This window comes from Lacrimispora indolis DSM 755, assembly GCF_000526995.1.
Taxonomy (GTDB): Bacteria; Bacillota; Clostridia; order Lachnospirales; family Lachnospiraceae; genus Lacrimispora; species Lacrimispora indolis.
On record NZ_AZUI01000001.1, the window covers coordinates 3,854,332 to 3,873,234 of the forward strand.

12 protein-coding genes and 1 riboswitch are annotated in these 18,903 nt (G+C 45.3%); all 12 genes read left to right on the forward strand.

Going from position 1 to position 18,903, the window contains the following annotated elements; genetic code table 11:
- The first annotated feature begins 20 nt into the window (after positions 1-20).
- Entirely contained in the window at positions 21-1,331 is a 1,311-nt protein-coding gene (locus tag K401_RS0118415) for an ABC transporter substrate-binding protein (RefSeq protein ID WP_024294336.1), read from the forward strand.
- A gap of 60 nt (positions 1,332-1,391) precedes the next feature.
- Positions 1,392-2,276: a carbohydrate ABC transporter permease gene (locus K401_RS0118420; protein WP_024294337.1), complete on the forward strand. Its 885-nt coding sequence runs from the start codon at positions 1,392-1,394 to the stop codon at positions 2,274-2,276.
- A gap of 13 nt (positions 2,277-2,289) precedes the next feature.
- Positions 2,290-3,129, forward strand: a complete 840-nt coding sequence (locus tag K401_RS0118425; RefSeq protein WP_024294338.1) for a carbohydrate ABC transporter permease — start codon at positions 2,290-2,292, stop codon at positions 3,127-3,129.
- 6 nt (positions 3,130-3,135) lie between these two features.
- Positions 3,136-4,737, forward strand: a complete 1,602-nt coding sequence (locus K401_RS0118430) for a glycoside hydrolase family 43 protein (RefSeq protein WP_024294339.1) — start codon at positions 3,136-3,138, stop codon at positions 4,735-4,737.
- A 384-nt stretch (positions 4,738-5,121) separates the two neighbouring features.
- The gene (gene recQ, locus K401_RS0118445) at positions 5,122-6,984 is read left to right on the forward strand and encodes a DNA helicase RecQ (RefSeq protein ID WP_024294341.1); all 1,863 of its coding nucleotides are present in this window, start codon (positions 5,122-5,124) and stop codon (positions 6,982-6,984) included.
- Between the two features lie 200 nt (positions 6,985-7,184).
- Positions 7,185-8,087, forward strand: a complete 903-nt coding sequence (locus K401_RS0118450; RefSeq protein ID WP_024294342.1) for a GGDEF domain-containing response regulator — start codon at positions 7,185-7,187, stop codon at positions 8,085-8,087.
- Between the two features lie 425 nt (positions 8,088-8,512).
- Positions 8,513-11,548, forward strand: a complete 3,036-nt coding sequence (locus K401_RS0118455; protein ID WP_024294343.1) for an AAA domain-containing protein — start codon at positions 8,513-8,515, stop codon at positions 11,546-11,548.
- A 72-nt stretch (positions 11,549-11,620) separates the two neighbouring features.
- Positions 11,621-12,790: an exonuclease SbcCD subunit D gene (locus K401_RS0118460; protein WP_024294344.1), complete on the forward strand. Its 1,170-nt coding sequence runs from the start codon at positions 11,621-11,623 to the stop codon at positions 12,788-12,790.
- A complete protein-coding gene (locus K401_RS0118465; RefSeq protein ID WP_024294345.1) occupies positions 12,787-15,969 on the forward strand; it encodes an AAA family ATPase in 3,183 nt (1,060 codons plus the stop codon). Before K401_RS0118460 ends, K401_RS0118465 begins: the two co-directional genes overlap by 4 nt.
- 26 nt (positions 15,970-15,995) lie before the next feature.
- Positions 15,996-16,069: riboswitch (Fluoride riboswitch) on the forward strand.
- 141 nt (positions 16,070-16,210) lie between these two features.
- Positions 16,211-17,437: a chloride channel protein gene (locus K401_RS0118470; RefSeq protein WP_024294346.1), complete on the forward strand. Its 1,227-nt coding sequence runs from the start codon at positions 16,211-16,213 to the stop codon at positions 17,435-17,437.
- Between the two features lie 81 nt (positions 17,438-17,518).
- The gene (locus K401_RS0118475; RefSeq protein WP_024294347.1) at positions 17,519-18,142 is read left to right on the forward strand and encodes a hypothetical protein; all 624 of its coding nucleotides are present in this window, start codon (positions 17,519-17,521) and stop codon (positions 18,140-18,142) included.
- Positions 18,143-18,163: 21 nt separating this feature from the next.
- The gene (locus K401_RS0118480; protein WP_024294348.1) at positions 18,164-18,655 is read left to right on the forward strand and encodes a dihydrofolate reductase; all 492 of its coding nucleotides are present in this window, start codon (positions 18,164-18,166) and stop codon (positions 18,653-18,655) included.
- The last annotated feature ends 248 nt before the right edge of the window (positions 18,656-18,903 follow it).

An 18,903-nucleotide genomic window follows, 5' to 3' on the forward strand; every position in this document is an offset into this window, starting at 1 on the left:
ATTTACGGGAGGTAAGGAAAATGAAGTTGAAAAGAGTACTGGCAATGATTTTGGCGGCTTCTATGGCAATGGGGCTTGCAGGGTGTGGAGGATCTTCTTCCGGGAAGACGCCGGAAAGTGTTGCAGGAAAAGAAACCCAGTCTGGCGATAAGATAAAGATTTCCTTGTGGCATGTATGGCCCGAAGGAAACGGAGGAACTGCGGAAAGCTTTAAGAAGACCTTGGCAGAAATGGAGGAAAAGTTTCCGGAGGTGGACTTTGTCATTGATGCTGTGGCGGATTCCGGAGACGCATATAAGACGAAAATTAAAACAGCTATAGCAGGCGGTGAAGCGCCGGACATTTTCTACAGCTGGGGAGGCGGCTTTTCTAAAGCATTTGTGGATGCAGGAAAGGTGATGTGTCTGGATGATTACATGGATGATGAGACAAAAGCAAAGATAATAGAAGGCACTACCAATAATTTTATATACGATGGCAAGCTGTATGGACTGCCAACCCGCGTGAACATTGGACTGTTGTATTGTAATAAATCCATGTTTGATGAGGCAGGACTGGAATTGCCGGCAACCTATGATGAATTGATGAATGCAATCAACGTATTTAAAGACAAGGGAATCACTCCCATGTGCGTAGGTGCTAAGGATACCTGGACTGCAGCCATGTATTTAAACGCCCTGACCATGCGGGAAGCAGGAACTGATTATGTCAATCAAGTGGTAAATGGTGAAGCAACCATTGACACTCCGGAGATCAAAAAATCTGTAGAGCTGTATCAGGGAATGATAGATGCAGGGGCGTTTACAGAAGGTGCCATTGCAATCAGCAAGGATGAATCCCAGGCAGTGTTTTTGTCAGGCGGGATGCCCATGTACTATAACGGAAGCTGGTTATGCGCCAATATCTTTGACTCTCCTATAAAAGACGATATTGTTGCACTGAACTTCCCTGTGGTGGAAGGGGGGAAAGGTGATCCCAATGAATTCCTGGGGGGTGCTGACCAGACTTTTATGATAAACAGCGAGACGAAAAATCCGGAAAAAGTAGTGGAAGTATATAAGTTTATGTGTGAGAGCTTTTCAAAGAACGTATTTACCAGCGGGGCAGGCCTGCCCACATGGAAGAGCCAGGTGGATACAAGCACGATTGAAAATCAGCTGCTGGTAGATGCCTATAACCTGTATCAAAACTGTACCGGCCTTTCCTTGTGGTGGGATACTGCTTTGACAAGTGAAAAAGCGACCAACCATCTGGAAACGGTGACAGAAACCTTTATGAAGACAATAACTCCAGACGAGTTTATAGAAAAGCATAAAACCTTTTTGCAGTAAGTTTAAGAAATGATGAGAGCAGTCCTTTTCATGGACTGCTCTTTCAAAAAGGAGATAACCATGAATAAGATGTTGAGTAATAAAAAAGCAATCCTCATATTTATATTCCCATCACTGTTGATATTCTTGTTTGTGGTAGTTACATCCATTGGAATGTCTTTTTATTACAGCTTGACAGAATGGGATGGGATTACGAAAAAGATGTTTGTGGGGCTGGATAACTATAAATCCCTGTTTATACATAATACGGATGGATTTGTAGCTGCCCTTAAGAATTCCCTTTTACTGGCAGGTCTTTCAGTCATTGGGGAATTGGTACCTGCGACGGCACTGGCAATTATACTGGCAAGGGGAGTGAAAGGAGAAGGATTTTTCAGGACAGTCTTTTTTGTACCGGTACTTCTGTCCTCGGTGGTTTTAGGGCAGCTCTGGGGAATGATTTATAATCCCACCTATGGCATGCTTAATTCCATTGGAATGAAGCTGGGTTTTCTGAATAAGGCAGTTGCATGGCTTGGAAATCCGGACACTGCTCTGCTGTGTGCCTTTGTAGTAGTGATCTGGCAGTATATTGGCTATCATATGCTTTTGATTTATTCAGGGGTAAAACGGATTCCCCAGGATATCTTTGAGGCGGCTGAGATTGATGGAGCTACCAGATTCCAGACAGCAGTCAGAATTATCATACCGCTGATTCTTCCAACGATTAAGACTTCCATGGTGCTTGCAGTGATCGGGTCTCTGAAAATATTTGACCTTATCTATGTGCTGACCGGAGGTGGTCCAAACCATGCTACGGAAGTTGCAAGTACGTTAATGTATACAAATATTTTCAAGAAAAATCTTTATGGATATGGGAGTTCCATGGCTATTTTTATTGTAATTGAATGTCTGGTTTTCACCGTGTTAATTAATCTCTGGAAGCCAAAGCAGTATACCTATTAGAGAGGAGTACACCATGAAGCAAGTGAAACAATCAGGAATCGCAAAGAAAATGGTATTTCTGATTCTGTGCATATATGCAGTTATCCAAATATTTCCCCTCTTGTGGCTGATTATGTTTTCTTTAAAGGATAATACACAGATATTCGGAGGAAATGTACTTGGCCTGCCGTCCCCATGGGTATTTAATAATTATTTGGTGGCAATTGGCGGAGCAAAGGTGGGACTTTATTTGATAAACAGTGTAATTATCACCGGCTCCACGATTATCATTACGATTATTGTATCCACAATGGCCTCCTATGCCATTGCACGGCTCAAGTGGGGGCTAAGCAATGCATTTCTTCTATTTATTACGATGGGAATGATGATTCCGGTCCATGCTTCCCTGCTGCCTTTATTTTTGAATTTCAGCAAGGTGGGAATCCTGAATACAAGGTTGTCACTGATCTTACCGTACGTAGGATTTGCCATTCCTCTGGCAATCAATGTACTGACCATATTTTTTAAGACAATACCATTAGAAATGGAGGAGGCAGCAGTGATTGACGGATGCAATGTTTATCAGACATTTGTCCAAATCATGCTTCCCATGGTGAAGCCGGCTTTGGCTACGGTTTCCATTTTTACCTATCTTACGGCATGGAATGAATTGATGTTTGCAAATACCTTTATTAACAAGGCTGGTTTAAAGACCCTTACGGTGGGAATCATATCCATGGTAGGAGAATATGCGACCAGCTGGGGCCCCATCGGTGCCGGTTTGGTGGTTGCGACAATTCCCAGCATTATCGGATATATGTTTGTGAGTGCAAAGCTTCCGGAGGCAATGTCTGCCGGTGCGGTGAAAGGATAAGTACATATGAGAAAGATAGAAAATCCGATTCTTCGGGGATTTAATCCGGATCCGTCCATTGTGCGGGTGAAAGACGAATATTTTATCGCCACATCCACATTTGAATGGTTTCCGGGGGTTCAAATACATAAGTCAACAGATCTGGTAAACTGGAAATTGATAGCCCATCCCTTAAATACGCTAAAACTTTTAGATATGGAGGGAAATCCTGATTCAGGCGGTATTTACGCGCCATGTCTCACTTATGACCAGGGTATTTTTTATCTGGTTTATACGGATGTAAAGAATGTGTCAGGAAGTTTTTGGGATTGCAGGAATTACCTGACCACAGCCAGCCGGATAGAAGGTCCTTGGTCGGCTCCTGTATATCTGCACGGAAGCGGAATAGACCCATCTTTATTTCATGATGAGGATGGCCGTAAATGGCTGGTGAACGCATTGCTAAGTCATAGAGAGGGTCCAAAGGTAGGATTTCCACAGTGGGAGGGAATAATTTTACAGGAATATTCTTCTGAAAAAAAAGCACTGATAGGGGAAAGAAAGGTGATTTACAAGGGAAGCGGGCTTGGAACCGTAGAAGGACCTCATCTATACAAACGAAACGGAATCTATTATCTGTTAACCGCAGAAGGAGGTACATTCTATAATCATGCAGTTACCATGGCAAGGGCCGAACGGATTGACGGACCCTACGAGACGGACCCGGAGAATCCGGTCATGACCTCAAGGTATGACTGTACCCTGCCTTTGCAGCGGACAGGACATGCTGACCTGGTGGAAACTCAGGATAGAGAATGGTATATGGTACATTTATGCGGTCGTCCATTGCCCTCAAAGGGCCGTTCCATAATGGGAAGGGAGACTGCCATACAGAAGGTAAGGTGGACAGATGACGGCTGGCTGCGGTTAAACAGAGAAGGGCATACGGCAGAGGTATGGGTGGAGGCCCCGGTACGGGAAGAATACATTGTGGAAAAGGCTCCGGTACGGGATGATTTTGATCGCCCTGAATTGGACATTAATTTCCAGACGCTCCGCATTCCCTTGGATAAAAGCATGATGTCCCTGACAGAGAGAAGCGGTTATTTAAGACTGTATGGGCATGAATCACTGAGCTCCAGATTCCGCCAAAGCTTTGTTGCCAGACGCCAGCAGAGTTTTGTATTCAGAGCGGAGACTTCGCTGGAGTTTGAACCTGGGAATTTTCAGCAAATGGCGGGACTTACCTGTTTTTATGATACAACAAACTATATTTATCTGTATGTAAGCAGAGATGAAGAAAAGGGAAGGATTATTAACCTTATGATTAATGATTTAAACCAATTCTCTTATCCGCTGCAGGAAGAAATTGTGATTCCAGATATGGGAAAAGTGTATTTGCGTGCAGAGATTTATTATGATATGGCCAGATTCTATTATTCTATTGACGGAATTTCATGGAATACGGTGGGAGGATATGTGGAATATAGCAAGCTCTCAGACGAGTATTTTAAAGAGCGAAAGATTGAGCGGTTTACCGGGGCATTTGTGGGAATCTGCTGCCAGGACTTTACAGGAAGCCATGCATATGCGGACTTTGATTATTTTGATTATGAGGAAAAGGACTGAATATTCAATAAGAATACATCATATGGAGCAGCCGAAGTTTCTGAACTTCATCGAAGAGCAGATTAATAATGTAATACCATTGGTTTTGTTGTAAGTAACGGGCTTGAATTAGAAACAAGAGGCCGTCATACTGTTTGATAGATAGAACAGAGGCGGTCTTTTTTTGTCTGGTATGAAAAGGGGAGATTGGCATTTTGTTTAACTGGTGATATATTTCTATCGTGCAGTGCCAGTATTTCTCAAAACTCTGTATTGGAAGGAAAGGCATGGATATGGTATTTAAATCTCTAAATTCAAGAAACCCTGTGGCATATTTCAAATACAAATGGTATAATGGATACAGTAAAGAAAAAACAAAAGATAAGGAGCAGAAACAAAGGTTATATGGATAAACATCAAGCATTAAAGCACTATTTCGGTTACGACAGTTTCCGTGAAGGGCAGGAGATTCTTATTGACAGCATTTTAGCCGGACGGGATGCCCTTGGGATCATGCCAACCGGTTCCGGAAAGTCTCTGTGTTTTCAGATTCCTGCTCTCATGATGGAAGGAATCACACTGGTTATTTCCCCGCTGATCTCTCTCATGAAAGATCAGGTAACAACTCTCAATCAGGCAGGCATTCACGCCGCATATCTTAACAGTTCTTTAACTGCAAGTCAGTATTATAAGGCCCTGGCCTATGCGCGGGAAGGGCGGTATCCCATTATTTATGTAGCACCGGAGCGTCTGGTAACGGATGAATTTCTGGATTTTGCATTGAACACAAATATTTCCATGGTAGCGGTGGATGAGGCTCACTGTGTTTCCCAGTGGGGACAGGATTTCAGGCCCAGCTATTTGAAAATCGTGGATTTCATTGACAGGCTTCCAAAGCGTCCGGTCATCAGCGCTTTTACGGCCACTGCTACAAAAGAGGTCCGTGAGGATGTCATCGATATTCTCATGCTCCGGGAACCGGCTGTGGTATCTACCGGTTATGACAGACCTAATCTCTATCTGGGAGTCCAGTCCCCAAAGGATAAGTATGCCACTTTAAAGAACTATGTGGAGTGTCATCCCGATCAGTGCGGAATCATTTACTGCCTGACCAGGAAGCTGGTGGAAGAGGTATGTGACCGGCTGAATCAGGAGGGATTTTCTGCGACCAAGTATCATGCAGGATTAAGCGATGAGGAGCGGCGGAAGAACCAGGATGACTTTATCTACGACAGAAGTCAGATCATGGTGGCAACCAACGCCTTTGGCATGGGGATCGATAAATCCAATGTACGGTTTGTCATCCATTACAACATGCCGAAGAACCTGGAATCTTACTATCAGGAGGTGGGCCGGTGCTCCAGAGACGGAGAACCGGGAGAATGCATCCTGCTGTACAGCGGCCGGGATGTGGTGACCAACCAGATGTTCATCGACAACAACCAGGACAATCAGGAGCTGGATCCCCTTACACACCGGATGGTCATGGAACGGGACCGTGAACGGCTTAAAAAGATGACCTTTTACTCCTTTACAAACGAATGTCTCAGGGATTACATTCTGCGGTATTTTGGGGAGTATGGAGAGAATTACTGCGGGAATTGTTCCAACTGCTTAAGTCAGTTCGAGACAGTGGATGTGACGGATATTGCAAAGGGACTGACAGGCTGTGTGGAATCCTGCCGTCAGCGGTATGGTGTGAATGTGATTATTGATACAGTTCATGGAGCTAATACTGCGAAAATCCGGAATTACCGGATGGATCAGAATGCCTATTATGGAGCGTTGGCAAAGGTGCCGGCTTATAAGCTTAGACAGGTTATGAATTATTTGATGCTGAATGAATTCCTGACAGTCACAAATGACGAGTATTCCATTGTAAAACTGACCGAAAGGTCAAAGGCAGTTTTAGCGGATGGCGGATCTGTTGTCATGAAAATGGCGAAAGAACAGGAGCATACGGCGAAAATAAAGGAAGAGAAGAAATCAAAGAAAAACAAGATGTCAGCGGCATCCGGTGCTGGCCTTTCAGAAAAAGATGAAGAGCTGTTTGAAACCTTACGGGCACTTCGTATGGAGATAGCCAAGGAGGAAAAAGTACCGCCTTATATTGTTTTTTCGGATAAGACATTGGTACATATGTGTATGGTGAAGCCAAAGACAAAAGAGGAAATGCTGTCGGTATCCGGAGTGGGAGAATTTAAGTATGAGAAGTATGGGGAGCGGTTTTTAGTCTGTGTGAAGGAATCGGGCGGACATTTTACGTGATTCCAGGGAAAAGAGGTACAATAAGGGTAAGCCTGTCTTGACAATATAAATGCCACAGGGTAAAATATGTAAAACATAAGTTCTGCCAATGTACATGACGAAATGGGTGTCATTCAAATGTCTGCCCCAGTGTTTTTATGAGTATTCCCACATTGGCTGTTTCTGGCTATTTTGTTCGGCGATAACATAGGGGGATTATCATGGAAAATGAAATTGTATATAAAATACTCATTGTCGAGGATGGAATAATAGGCCAGAAAATGTTGGTGGATACCTTACAGGATACATACTACGTCAACGTTGTGTCGACTGGCAAAGAAGCGATGCGAATGGTCAGGCGGTTTCGTCCTCATCTGATTTTGCTTGATATCATACTGCCGGATGCAAATGGGTTCGATATCCTGAAGGAATTGAAAGAAAATCAATCCACTCAGAACATTCCCGTTATTGTTATCACAGGACTGGATACTGATGCGGATGAGGAAAAAGCACTGCGTTTGGGTGCGGTCGACTATGTACGGAAACCTTTTAACAAAGTTTTGGTGAATGCACGTGTAAAAACCCATATTAAAATCGTAGAACAATTGCTTACTATTGAAAAACTTAGTTTCTACGATGCCCTGACCGACCTTGCAAACCGCCGTAAGTTTGATTATCATATGGAATATGAATGGCAGCGGGCATTACGGAAAAAAACTACCATCGGATTGCTGCTGTTGGATTTGGACAACTTTAAAAATTACAATGATACATATGGCCACAGGCAGGGAGATATCATGCTAAAAGCTGTGGCAGATGTTTTGAAAAATACTTTAAAACGTGCTACTGATATACCATGCCGCTGGGGCGGCGAAGAATTTGCTGTTCTCATACCGGAAATCAGTCAGGAAGAAGTATTATTAATTGCAGAGAAAATACGTTCCAGAATCGAGGCTTTGGAAGTGCCCAGGAGTAATTCTGATGAGATTACAAGGATAACTTCCAGCATTAGTGCAATCTGCGCGATTCCATATCAATGCCAACAACTGGAAAGCTTTCTTGAAAGCGCTGACTGTCTTCTTTATCAGGCTAAAAAGGAAGGCAGGAACCGGGTGCAGTTTTAACCGTTTAGCCAAGATTGTAATGTAGTACGGCTATGTTGCAAAAGAGGTTCGGAAAGGTGTCATTAATATTCTTGTGCTCAGAGAATCTGGAAATGAAAGGCTATGGAGAGCTGTTTTTACCTGTGCGAAGGAATTGTGCTGAAACGGTTAACGGGCAAAGGCGCGGAAATTGAAATTATGACTAGAAAACCGATTAGTAAGCGAAGGTTGAAGTTATGCAGGCAAATGAGAGAGGCGGCGGCTTGTTTTTGTAAGCAGCCGCCTTTTCTATAGAAAGGGTGACTTGCTGCCCTGTATTGTATTTCCCCAAAAGTTACTCCTGGTCTGTCCTGAATCGTCTTACATCTCCCTGTTCATAGCCTGAAAATTATGGTATGATTGAAAAAAAGCGGCTTACAGGTACAAAGAGCAAAGGATGAGTTTTTATGGAACAAACGGCCAGAAATATTTTTAGAGCAGTTCATGAGGGAAAGTGGCTGAGCATTGAATACAGGAATAAAAAGGATGAGATAACCAAGTACTGGATTGCCATTCACGGCATTGACCCAAAAAACAAAACCCTGAAGGTGGAGGGCTTTCACCTGACTTTGTTTACTGCGGATAAATTTCCGTGTATTTATGTGGATTCCATCCTATCTTCTTCTGTGGTGGAGGGCTCCTATTATGAAGTGGATCCTCTCCTTGTCCAGGACATCAGTGAAAACCCTGAGAAATACCGGAACCTCTTTGCTTCCTCCGTGAATTTAAAAATACTGGATTATCTGACGGACTGCAGCCGTCTGGACACAAGACCCTACCAAAGCGATTATTCCCTCATTCACCATTTGGATGGGGAATGTCTGACTGAAGGAGAATATCCTTTAAGCGATGCCCAGTTTAAAGAGATCGTAAACCGCTTTCAGGAAGAAGCGGCCGGAGCGGGAAACAGGAAGAGCTGGAAACTGCGTCAGCTTTCCATGAATGTGCTCAGCATTGTGGTCAAAGGAAAGGGGCGGCAGCGGGAGTCTCTTTATGTTCTGGCATACAAACGGCTTTTCCTTGATGTAAAACGGCGGGTGCTGAAGCCGGCAAAGGAAATCACCATATGCAGAGAATTCACCATCAGCGGAGAGTGTCAGAGCATCCGTAAGTTTCTTGACCCATCCGAATATGATCTTTTGGATGATTTTGAAAAGAATCAGGAGCTCATTAAGGACCGGATCATAAGCGGCAGCTCTGCCGCAGGGGGAGTGGATGACAGGCCCTATCTCATTGCCCTGGAATCAGAGGTAAAAGTGGATCTAAATTACGAGTACGGCGGCATACTCACCATGTTTGAGGAAGGCAGGGCGACTTATCCGGTCAGAGCTTTTTTTGGTAACCTCACCGCAAAGGCAGACAGAAGAAAGGATTATCCCATCACCCTGCTTCAGCGCCAGGCGAACTTAGACCAGCTTCTTGCGATCCATAATGCAGTGAAATATCCTGTGACCTATGTCCAGGGGCCTCCAGGGACCGGAAAATCTTATTCCATCGTCAACACCATTGTAACGGCCTTTTTTAATGAAAAGACTGTGCTTCTTACTTCCTATAATAATCATCCCATTGATACGGTGGTTAAGGATCTTCAGTCCATTACCTACAAAGGAAGCGGCCTGATTCCTTTTCCGGTCATCCGCCTGGGAAGTGATGAAAAGGTTTCTGAGGCCCTTTCCCATATGAAGGAGCTTTATGAACAGGTGAAAAAGTGGAAGGTGTTTGAAAATACTCTGGAAAAGAACAGGGATGATAAGGCAAACCGCATGAAGCAGCTGACCTCTCTTCTTAAAAGGCACGAGGAAATCCTTGCTTTAAGAGAGCAAAAGGAAGCCATCGAATGTCTGATGGCAGTCAATAAGCATCTGACCTTCCAGACAGACCTTCAGGGGCGTCAGCTGGAGAGAGTAAAGGAAAGGCTGGAAAAAATCGGAGAAGTGACCGACCAACAGGCATTGGCTCTTCTGGAGGATGATGAAGAGGAGTTTAAAAAGTATCTTAATTTTACTTCCGTAAAGTATTTAAAAAGGCTTGGAGAGCCTAAGAATGCAGATTTGTGGAATATTGTGGAGATGAAGGACAAGGCAGACCAGGTAAAGGCCTTTAATGAATATCTGGGAAATCCTGAAAATGTGAAAAAGTTTCTCCGCATTTTCCCTGTGGTGGCCTCCACCTGCATTTCCTCCCATAAAATCGGTCATCCGGAGCCATATTTTGATCTGGTGGTAATGGATGAAGCCAGTCAGTGTAATACAGCCCTTTCCCTGGTTCCCATAATCCGGGGTGAGAATTTGCTCCTGGTAGGAGACCCCCAGCAGCTAAATCCGGTGATCCTCCTGGACAGGAAGGACAATGAGATTTTAAAGAAACGGTATATGGTCCCTGATGAATACGATTACTGCAAAAATTCCATATACAAAGCCTTTCTTGCCAATGATTCCGTCAGCGATGAAATCCTGCTCCGTCATCATTACCGCTGCAGCAAACAGATCATCCAGTTTAATAACATGAAGTATTATAACAACCGGCTGAATATAGACAGCAGGGTCCAGTCGGAAAATCCTCTGATCTTTATGGATGTCAAGGACAACCGGACGGATTACAAGAATACGGCTCCTAAGGAAGCGGAAACCATCGTGGAGTATGTGAAAGCCTTTCCTGATCGGAAAATCGGTATCATTACGCCTTTTACCAATCAGAAGGAATGCATCAGCGAAATGCTGGCTGAAAATGGAATTCATGACGTAAGCTGCGGTACGGTCCATGCCTTTCAGGGGGATGAAAAGGATATCATCCTGTTTTCCCTGGCCCTTACAGACCAGACTCCGAAAAAGACCTATGAGTGGCTGAAAAATAACCGGGAGCTGATCAATGTGGCTACTTCAAGGGCAAGGGAACAGCTTGTGATCGTATCTGACAGGAAAAACTTAGACAGGCTCCACCAGGGAGAGGAAAAGGATGATGTGTATGAACTGGTGGAATATGTAAAGACAAAGGGAGCGTGTGAGGTTACCCCCGATGAGGTCCATTCCAGAGCCTTGGGTGTAAAGCCTTACAGTACGGAGACAGAAAGAGCATTTTTGATCAGCTTAAATCATGCCCTTGAGAACATACTGGGCGATAACAGGAAGTGCTCCGTAAAAAAAGAAGTTGCCATATCCCAGGTGTTTGAAGAAAATACCACGGGAGACGGACTGTTTTATAACGGGCGGTTTGATTTTGTCCTCTACGAAAAGGAATTTGGTGACAGAGAGATCCCGGTGCTTGCCATTGAACTGGATGGAAAGGAACATCTGGCTGATGAGTCCGTAAAAAAACGGGATAAGAGGAAAGAGGCCATATGCCGGGAGCATGGATTCCAGCTGATCCGGGTGGAAAATTCCTATGCAAGAAGATATTATTATATCAAGCATGTGCTGGAAGAGTATTTTAAACATTTAAGATAAAAGGAATTTTGGGAGGAAGCGCCCTGCGGGCATACCTTTATGCCCAGAAAACATGGGCGGAAAAGAGGAAACATGAAGATTTTTCATTTGTCTGATCTGCATATCGGAAAACAGTTAATCGGTTACAGCCTAAAAGAGAATCAGGAAGCAGTCTTAAAGCAGATCGTGGATTATGCGGCAGTCCATCATCCGGATGCAGTCTTGATCTGCGGTGATATTTATGATAAAACGGCGCCTTCCGGGGAGGCCTATACGATGTTCGGAAATTTCCTGGAAGCTCTTTCCGGGATAAAGCCTAAAGTTTCTGTCCTGATCATTGCCGGAAACCACGATTCGCCGGAACGTCTGTCTTATGCCGGAGCCTTTCTGGAACGGCATCACATCCATTTATCTGCGTTCCCTCCCAAAAGCCCGGAAGAGCACATAAAAAAGGTGGTATTGCTGGATGAAAACGGCCCGGTAAATTTCTACTTTCTTCCCTTTTTAAAACCAGGGTATGTAAGGCAGCTTTTTCCGGAGAACCAGCCGGAGGGATACGAAAGCGCCGTAAAGGCTGTTTTGGAAAGGGAAACCATTGATACGGGTGAGAGAAATATCCTTTTATCCCATCAATTTTATGCAGCAGGAAATAAGGATCCGGAAACCTGTGAATCAGAGCAGGCAGTTATCATGGCAGGAGGCTTGGACCGGATAGATTCTGACATTCTTTCAGCCTTTGATTACGTTGCCCTTGGCCATCTTCACGGTTCCCAGAAAGTAGGAAGAGCCATGGTCCGGTATTGCGGGACTCCCTATAAATATTCCGTCAGCGAGGAAAACCATAAAAAATCCATTACAGTGGTAAATCTGGGGAAAAAGGGAGAGGAGCCGGAACTGGAGTTTCTCCCTCTTTGTGGAATTCAGGATGTAAGGCGGGAAAGGGGAAACTTATCTGAAATCCTGAAAAGGGCAACGGAAGAAAACCGCCATGATTTTGTCAGCGTTACACTCACCGATGAGGAAGACCCTTACCGGGTCAGAGAGCGTTTAGAAGAGGTTTTTGACCATTTGCTGGAGCTTCGGGTGGACAACGAGCGGACCAGGCAAAAGCGTCTGGAAGAGGGAGATACGGTGCCTGTCCTTAAGCCCCTGGAGGCATTTAAGCAGTTTTTCAAGGCGGTAAGAGGCACAGACATGACAAAAGAGGAAGAAAAAGCCATGGAGCGGATCGTACAGGAAGCAAAGGAGGAAGAGGGATTATGAAACCATTGCAGTTGACCATGTCCGCTTTTGGTTCCTATGGGGAAAAGGAAACCGTGGATTTTGAGAAGATCGGCCATGGCATTTTCCTCATTACCGGAGATACGGGTGCAGGAAAGACCACTGTTTTTGATGCTGTAACTTTTGCCCTGTTCGGAGAAACCAGCGGACAGAAGCGGGAGCCTTCCATGATGCGCAGCCAGTATGGGGCAGAAGATCAGGAAACCTATGTTTCCCTGAAATTCTCTCAGGGGGGAGAAGCTTATGAAATCACCAGAAGCCCTTCCTATACAAGGATCAGTAAACGGAAGAATAAAAACGGGGAATATACAGCCGTTCCGGTTCCTGCTAAGGCTTCTCTTCTTTTGCCTGATGGGTCGGAATATGCAGGCAGCCTTCGGGATATCAACTTAAAGATCCAGGAGATCGTGGGCGTGGACCAGAACCAGTTTTCTCAAATCGCCATGATCGCCCAGGGAGATTATTTAAGGCTTCTTCATGCCTCCTCCAGGGAGCGGAAGGAGATTTTTTCCAGGATTTTCAACACTGGAATCTACAGCCGTATCCAGATGAAATTAAAAGAGCAGAACAACCTGCTTTATGACAGCCTGGAAGACAATCGTAAGATGTGCTTCCATGAGCTTGAGAATGTGGAGCTATTAGATGAAAGCTTTTACAGGGAACCATGGCAGGAGCTTTTGGCTTTTAAGGAAACAAGGACAGAAGAAATCCAGAACTTATTAGGCTCTATCCTGGAAGAAATAAGGGAGATGGAGCAAAAGCTTTTTAAGGAGCGGGATCATAAAGTCAAGCTTCTTTCCCAGGTAGAAGGGCGATTAAGCAGGGCCCAGGAGGTAAACCGCCTTTTTGACGGCCTGATGCAGGCAAAGGAACATCTGGATCTTTTGGAAGGCAGGAAGGACCAATGGCTGGAGCTGACGGAACGGTTAAAGGAAGCTGTCCGGGCGGAAAGGGCGAGTGGTCTGGAAAACCAGTATCTGGATAAAAAACAGGAATATGAAATGGCTGTAAGGAGAGCAGGGCAGCTTGTAAAGGAATTGGAAGATATAACCCTTGCTCTCTCTTTTGCTGAAAAAGAGGCAAAGGAAACCAGGGAGGCATCCGCTGGCGAAGTTCCGGAATTGTCGGTTCTCATTGCCCGGCTGCAGGAGGCCAAACCTCTTTATCAACAGTGGAGGGTAATAGAAAAGACTTCTTATGAAAGGAAAAGAGAGGAAGAGGAAGCGGAGAAATGCCTTCACAACGTGGAAGCTGAGCTGTCCCGGTTAAAGGAACGGCTTTCAGCAAGCGAGACAAGGCAGGAGCAGGCGGAGAAGAAGGCAGGGAATCTGCCGGAAATCAGGCAGAAGAAGGCAGAACTTTTCGAGAGGCAGCAGGCAATGGAAACCCTTGAGAATGCGGTCAGGGAAGAAGAGGCAGCAGGAATAAAAAAAGAAAAATCCCAGGAAGCAGCTCTTTTGGCCCAAAGGGAATATGAACAGGCTGAAAGAGATTACAATGCCAGGTTTCAGGAATTTCTGGCATTGCAGGCCGGAATCATGGCCAGGGAGCTGACAGAGGGGAAGCCCTGTCCTGTCTGCGGTTCCGTTCATCACCCCATGAAAGCGGAGTTAACTGCGGGCGCTGTCACCCAGGAAGAGGTGGAACAGGCAAAGGCGAACAGAAATCAGGCGGAGGAACGGCGTTCCCAAACCGCCCAGGCTGCCGTCAGGGCGCTGGAAGCCTTTCGCCACCAGAAAGAGCTTGTGGAGGGAGAGGAAGAAAAATGGTTTGGAGCGTCCTTTCCTCAGGATCAGCTGAAAGCTCTCCTGTCTGAAGAAAGGAACCGGGCCGGCACGCTTTTTAGGGGAGCAGAGAAGGAAGAACAGGAGGCATTGGATGCAGACCGCCTTTTAAAGAATATCCTGGAAGAGAGAAAGGCGGACCGGGGCAGACTTGAGGAGCTGGAAGTTTATAAGGAAAAAGCAATGAAGGACTGGCAGCAGAAACAGGTGAATAAAGCAGCTGTTCTGGCGGAAGCTGATCATGTGAAGAAACTTCTTCCATACCCTGAGGAGGAGAGAGCCGTAAAAGAACTGGAGCGCTTCCAGAAAAGAAAGGAAGAGCTTTTATTGGCAGAGGAGCATGCGGAAAAACGGTTTCGGATCATTTCGGAAAAGGAAAAGGAAGGAAAGGGCCGTCTGGCCTCGGAAAAGGAAAACCGGGAGATGCGCAGGCTTGCCATGGAACAGGCGTATCATGCCTTTCAGTCTGCTTTGGATACCCTGGGCTTTTCCGGGGAAGAGGATTACCGCAGGGCAAGACAGTCCCCGGAAACTGTGAGGCAGTGGGAGCAGGAAACCGGGAATTACGAAAAGGAGCTGTTAAAGGCCCGCACTGTTTACGGCCAGTATGAGGAGCAGACCAAGGGGCGTGAACGGATAGAAACAGAGCAGTGGAAGGAACAGGCTGAAGCTCTTAAAGAGGAACAAAGGCAGTTGCAGGCCAGGGAAGCCAGGGTTACAGCTATTGGCAGCAGGGCGTTTCAGGCAGCTGAAAATTTAAGGCGGCTGTGGAGAGAAAGAGAACAGCTGGAAGAAACGTACCGGCTGTACCATACCTTATTCCAGACCGCCAATGGGAAAATGGCGGGCACCGCCAGCCTGGATTTTCAGACTTACGTCCAAAGACAGTATTTTAACCAGATGATCCATGCGGCAAACAAACGGCTGGATGTCATGACAGACGGCCAGTTTTTGCTTCAGTGCAGGGATTTGGAGACCCTTGGAAAACAGGGAGAGGTGGGCCTGGATCTGGATGTATACACCATGGCAACGGATAAGGTGCGGGATGTAAAAACTCTTTCAGGCGGAGAATCCTTTATGGCGGCTCTTGCCATGGCCCTTGGCATGGCAGATATCATTCAGAGCACTGCAGGAAATGTTAGCATGGATGCCCTTTTCATTGATGAAGGCTTTGGTTCCCTGGATGAGGAATCCAGGCTTAAGGCGGTCCGCATCCTTCAGGAACTGGCAGGAGAACGAAGGCTGATCGGAATCATTTCCCATGTGACAGAGCTAAAGGAACAGATCGGAAAGAAGCTGGTGGTGAAAAAGACGGAAAAAGGAAGCAGGATTTTATGGGATATGGATACCCTTCCAATGGAACAATTAAAAACTTGACAGGAGAAGAGAAACCTGTATAATAGTTCTGGAATGGGAATGAAGCGCTCCCATGATAGGAATATCAAAACCGCAATTTGCTGATGGCTTCTGCATATTTTGATTAAATATGCAGAAACTGTCAGCTTTTTTAGTTTGCAGGATTCACCCAATTGTCAGTGTTTGAATTCCTATAAAAATGTAAAATATAAAGTGACCGGATCTTTTACAGGTGGTCATGATCTCAAGGAGGTTTTGGTATATGCTGGAAGAAAAACTGACAAAGTATAAGGAATTGCTGGTTTTAGGAATTTGCGGAGTTGTGATCGGCATTGTTGTGGGAGCATTGGATACAGGTTTTGGCAAGGTTCTGCTTTTTGTGACAGAATTGCGGGAAAGATATTTTATTCCTCTGATCATTTTTCTTCCTGCAGCAGGGGTCCTGGCAGTCAGATTGTATCGCTGGGATGAGGGGAAATGCATAAAGGGGATGGGATTGATTTTTCAGGTCGGTCATGGGGACGAAGACAGAATCCCTTTGCGGCTGATCCCGTTAACAGTTTTAGGCACCTGGATCACTCATTTATTCGGCGGAAGCGCAGGGAGAGAAGGGGTAGCCGTACAGATCGGAGCTACATTTTCCCACTGGGTCGGCCGTAAAATAAAGGTGAAAAACAGCTCCAGGATCTTTTTAGTCACAGGTATGGCAGCAGGTTTTGCAGGTTTATTTGAAACGCCTATAGCCGCTTGTTTTTTTGCATTGGAGGTTTTAACAGCTGGTACCTTGGAATATTCCGCCCTGTTTCCGGCCATAGCCGCTTCCTTTACGGCCAGTACGGTTTCAAAGGCGCTGGAATTGGAAAAGTTCCATTATGACCTTAGTGCAAAGCTTCCGTTGGATGCTCCCTTTGTGGTGAAACTGATTATCATAGGCATCTTGTTTGGTCTGGTGGGATCAATGTTTGCACACGGTCTGGCAGTTATGAAAAGTAAGCTTGGGAAAATCTTCCCGGACCCGGTTATAAAGGCAGTCATAATCGGCAGCCTTTTGGCAATGCTGTTTATTCTTCTTGGAATGGGAAGATATTCCGGTCTGGGTACGAATTTAATTTCAGACGGCTTTCATGGAGGGCATATCAGTAGCTGGGACTGGATTTTAAAGCTCATTCTGACCATCATCACCATTGCGGCAGGGTTTCAGGGAGGAGAGGTCACTCCTCTGTTTGCCATAGGAACAAGCCTGGGGGCGGCCATTGCAGGAGTCCTTGGATTGCCTGTTGAATTTGTTGCTGCCATGGGGTATGCGGCAGTTTTCGGAAGCGCTACAAACACTCTTTTAGCGCCTGTTTTTATCGGGGCTGAGATTTTCGGCTACTCTTATATGCCGTATTTTTTTATGGTCTGTAGCGTTGCCTATCTATGCAATGGAGACAGATCCATTTATACGGCTCAAAAGAAATTGTACAACATAAGACTTCTTGACAAATAAATCAATGGATGAAACAAGTATTTTGCTCTATAATTGAATGGAGCCATAAATAAGAAATTTACAAACAGAAAGGAAGATACCATGTTAAACTGCGAGAGAACCAGTGTTATGAACATAGAAAATGCCATCAGAGGTGCAAGAAATCCCATGAACAGCTGGGACCGTATGGACAGCGGCTATAATGATGAAGGAGAATACATCCTTGGCCCCAACGATCTTGGCCTTGCAAAGCGGCTGAGAAAGGCCGGCAGCGATCACCGCAAATACATCCGGCAGATCCTGGTGTCTGTGGACATTACGGCGCCCATGTACTGGTGGAAAGAATACGACACTTACAAAGTGGCTACCGTGGCCAATTCTACCAGCACTATGCATAAGATCCACAGCAAGCCCTTTGAGCTGACTGATTTCAGCCATGACCATATGACGGAGGGGACACTTAACTTTATGGAAACCGTGGTAGCGGAACTGGAAAAGATCCGTCTCCGTTACATAGAGACCAAGAAAAAAGAGGACTGGTATGATTTAATCCAGCTTCTTCCATCCAGTTACAACCAGATGAGGACATGCACCTTAAATTACGAGACACTGATCAACATCTACTTTGCGAGGCGGAGCCACAAGCTGGTGGAATGGCATGCTCTCTGCCGGTGGATCGAAACCCTTCCTTATGCAAAAGAGCTGATCATGGGGGAAGAGGAATAAAAGGAAAGGAGGGGGTGACTTATGAACATTATCGTTGCAGTGGATAAAAACTGGGCTATCGGCAATCAGGGCCAGCTTCTTGTTTCCATCCCGGAGGATAAAAAGCTGTTCCGGGACGAAACCATGGGAAAGGTGATCGTCATGGGTCGAAAGACCCTGGAGAGCCTTCCCGGAAAACAGCCGCTCTATGGAAGGACCAACATCGTGTTGACTAAGAATCCGGATTACAAAGTAAAGGGAGCGGTCGTCTGCCACAGCCTTTCAGAGGCAATGGAAGAGCTTGGCAAATATCCTGAGGAGGATTGTTTTATCATAGGCGGACAAAGCATTTATGAGCAGTTCCTTCCATATTGTAATACAGCCCATGTGACTTATATTGACTATAGGTACAGCGCTGACACCTATTTCCCCAATTTAGATCAGGATCCTTCATGGGAAATGGCGGCGGAGAGCGATGAACAGACTTATTTTGATTTATGCTATACATTCCGAATGTATCAGAGGAAAGTTTGAAAAAAAGGCGTTCTCAATTCCCTGCTTGCAGATTAATGGGATATTCAGGCATATCCGCTGGGTTTATTAATATGCAGAATTTGTCAAAAAAAGCAGAAAATCCCCTGTATCCATAAAATTTCATCGATATTTTTGAATAAATGTTGTCAGTAACCTTTAAAAATGGTAATATGATACGAGTACTGTTGACCTGATTGTTGGGGAAGCTATCAGGGACGGTGTATAGGTATATTCACGAAGATATTAGG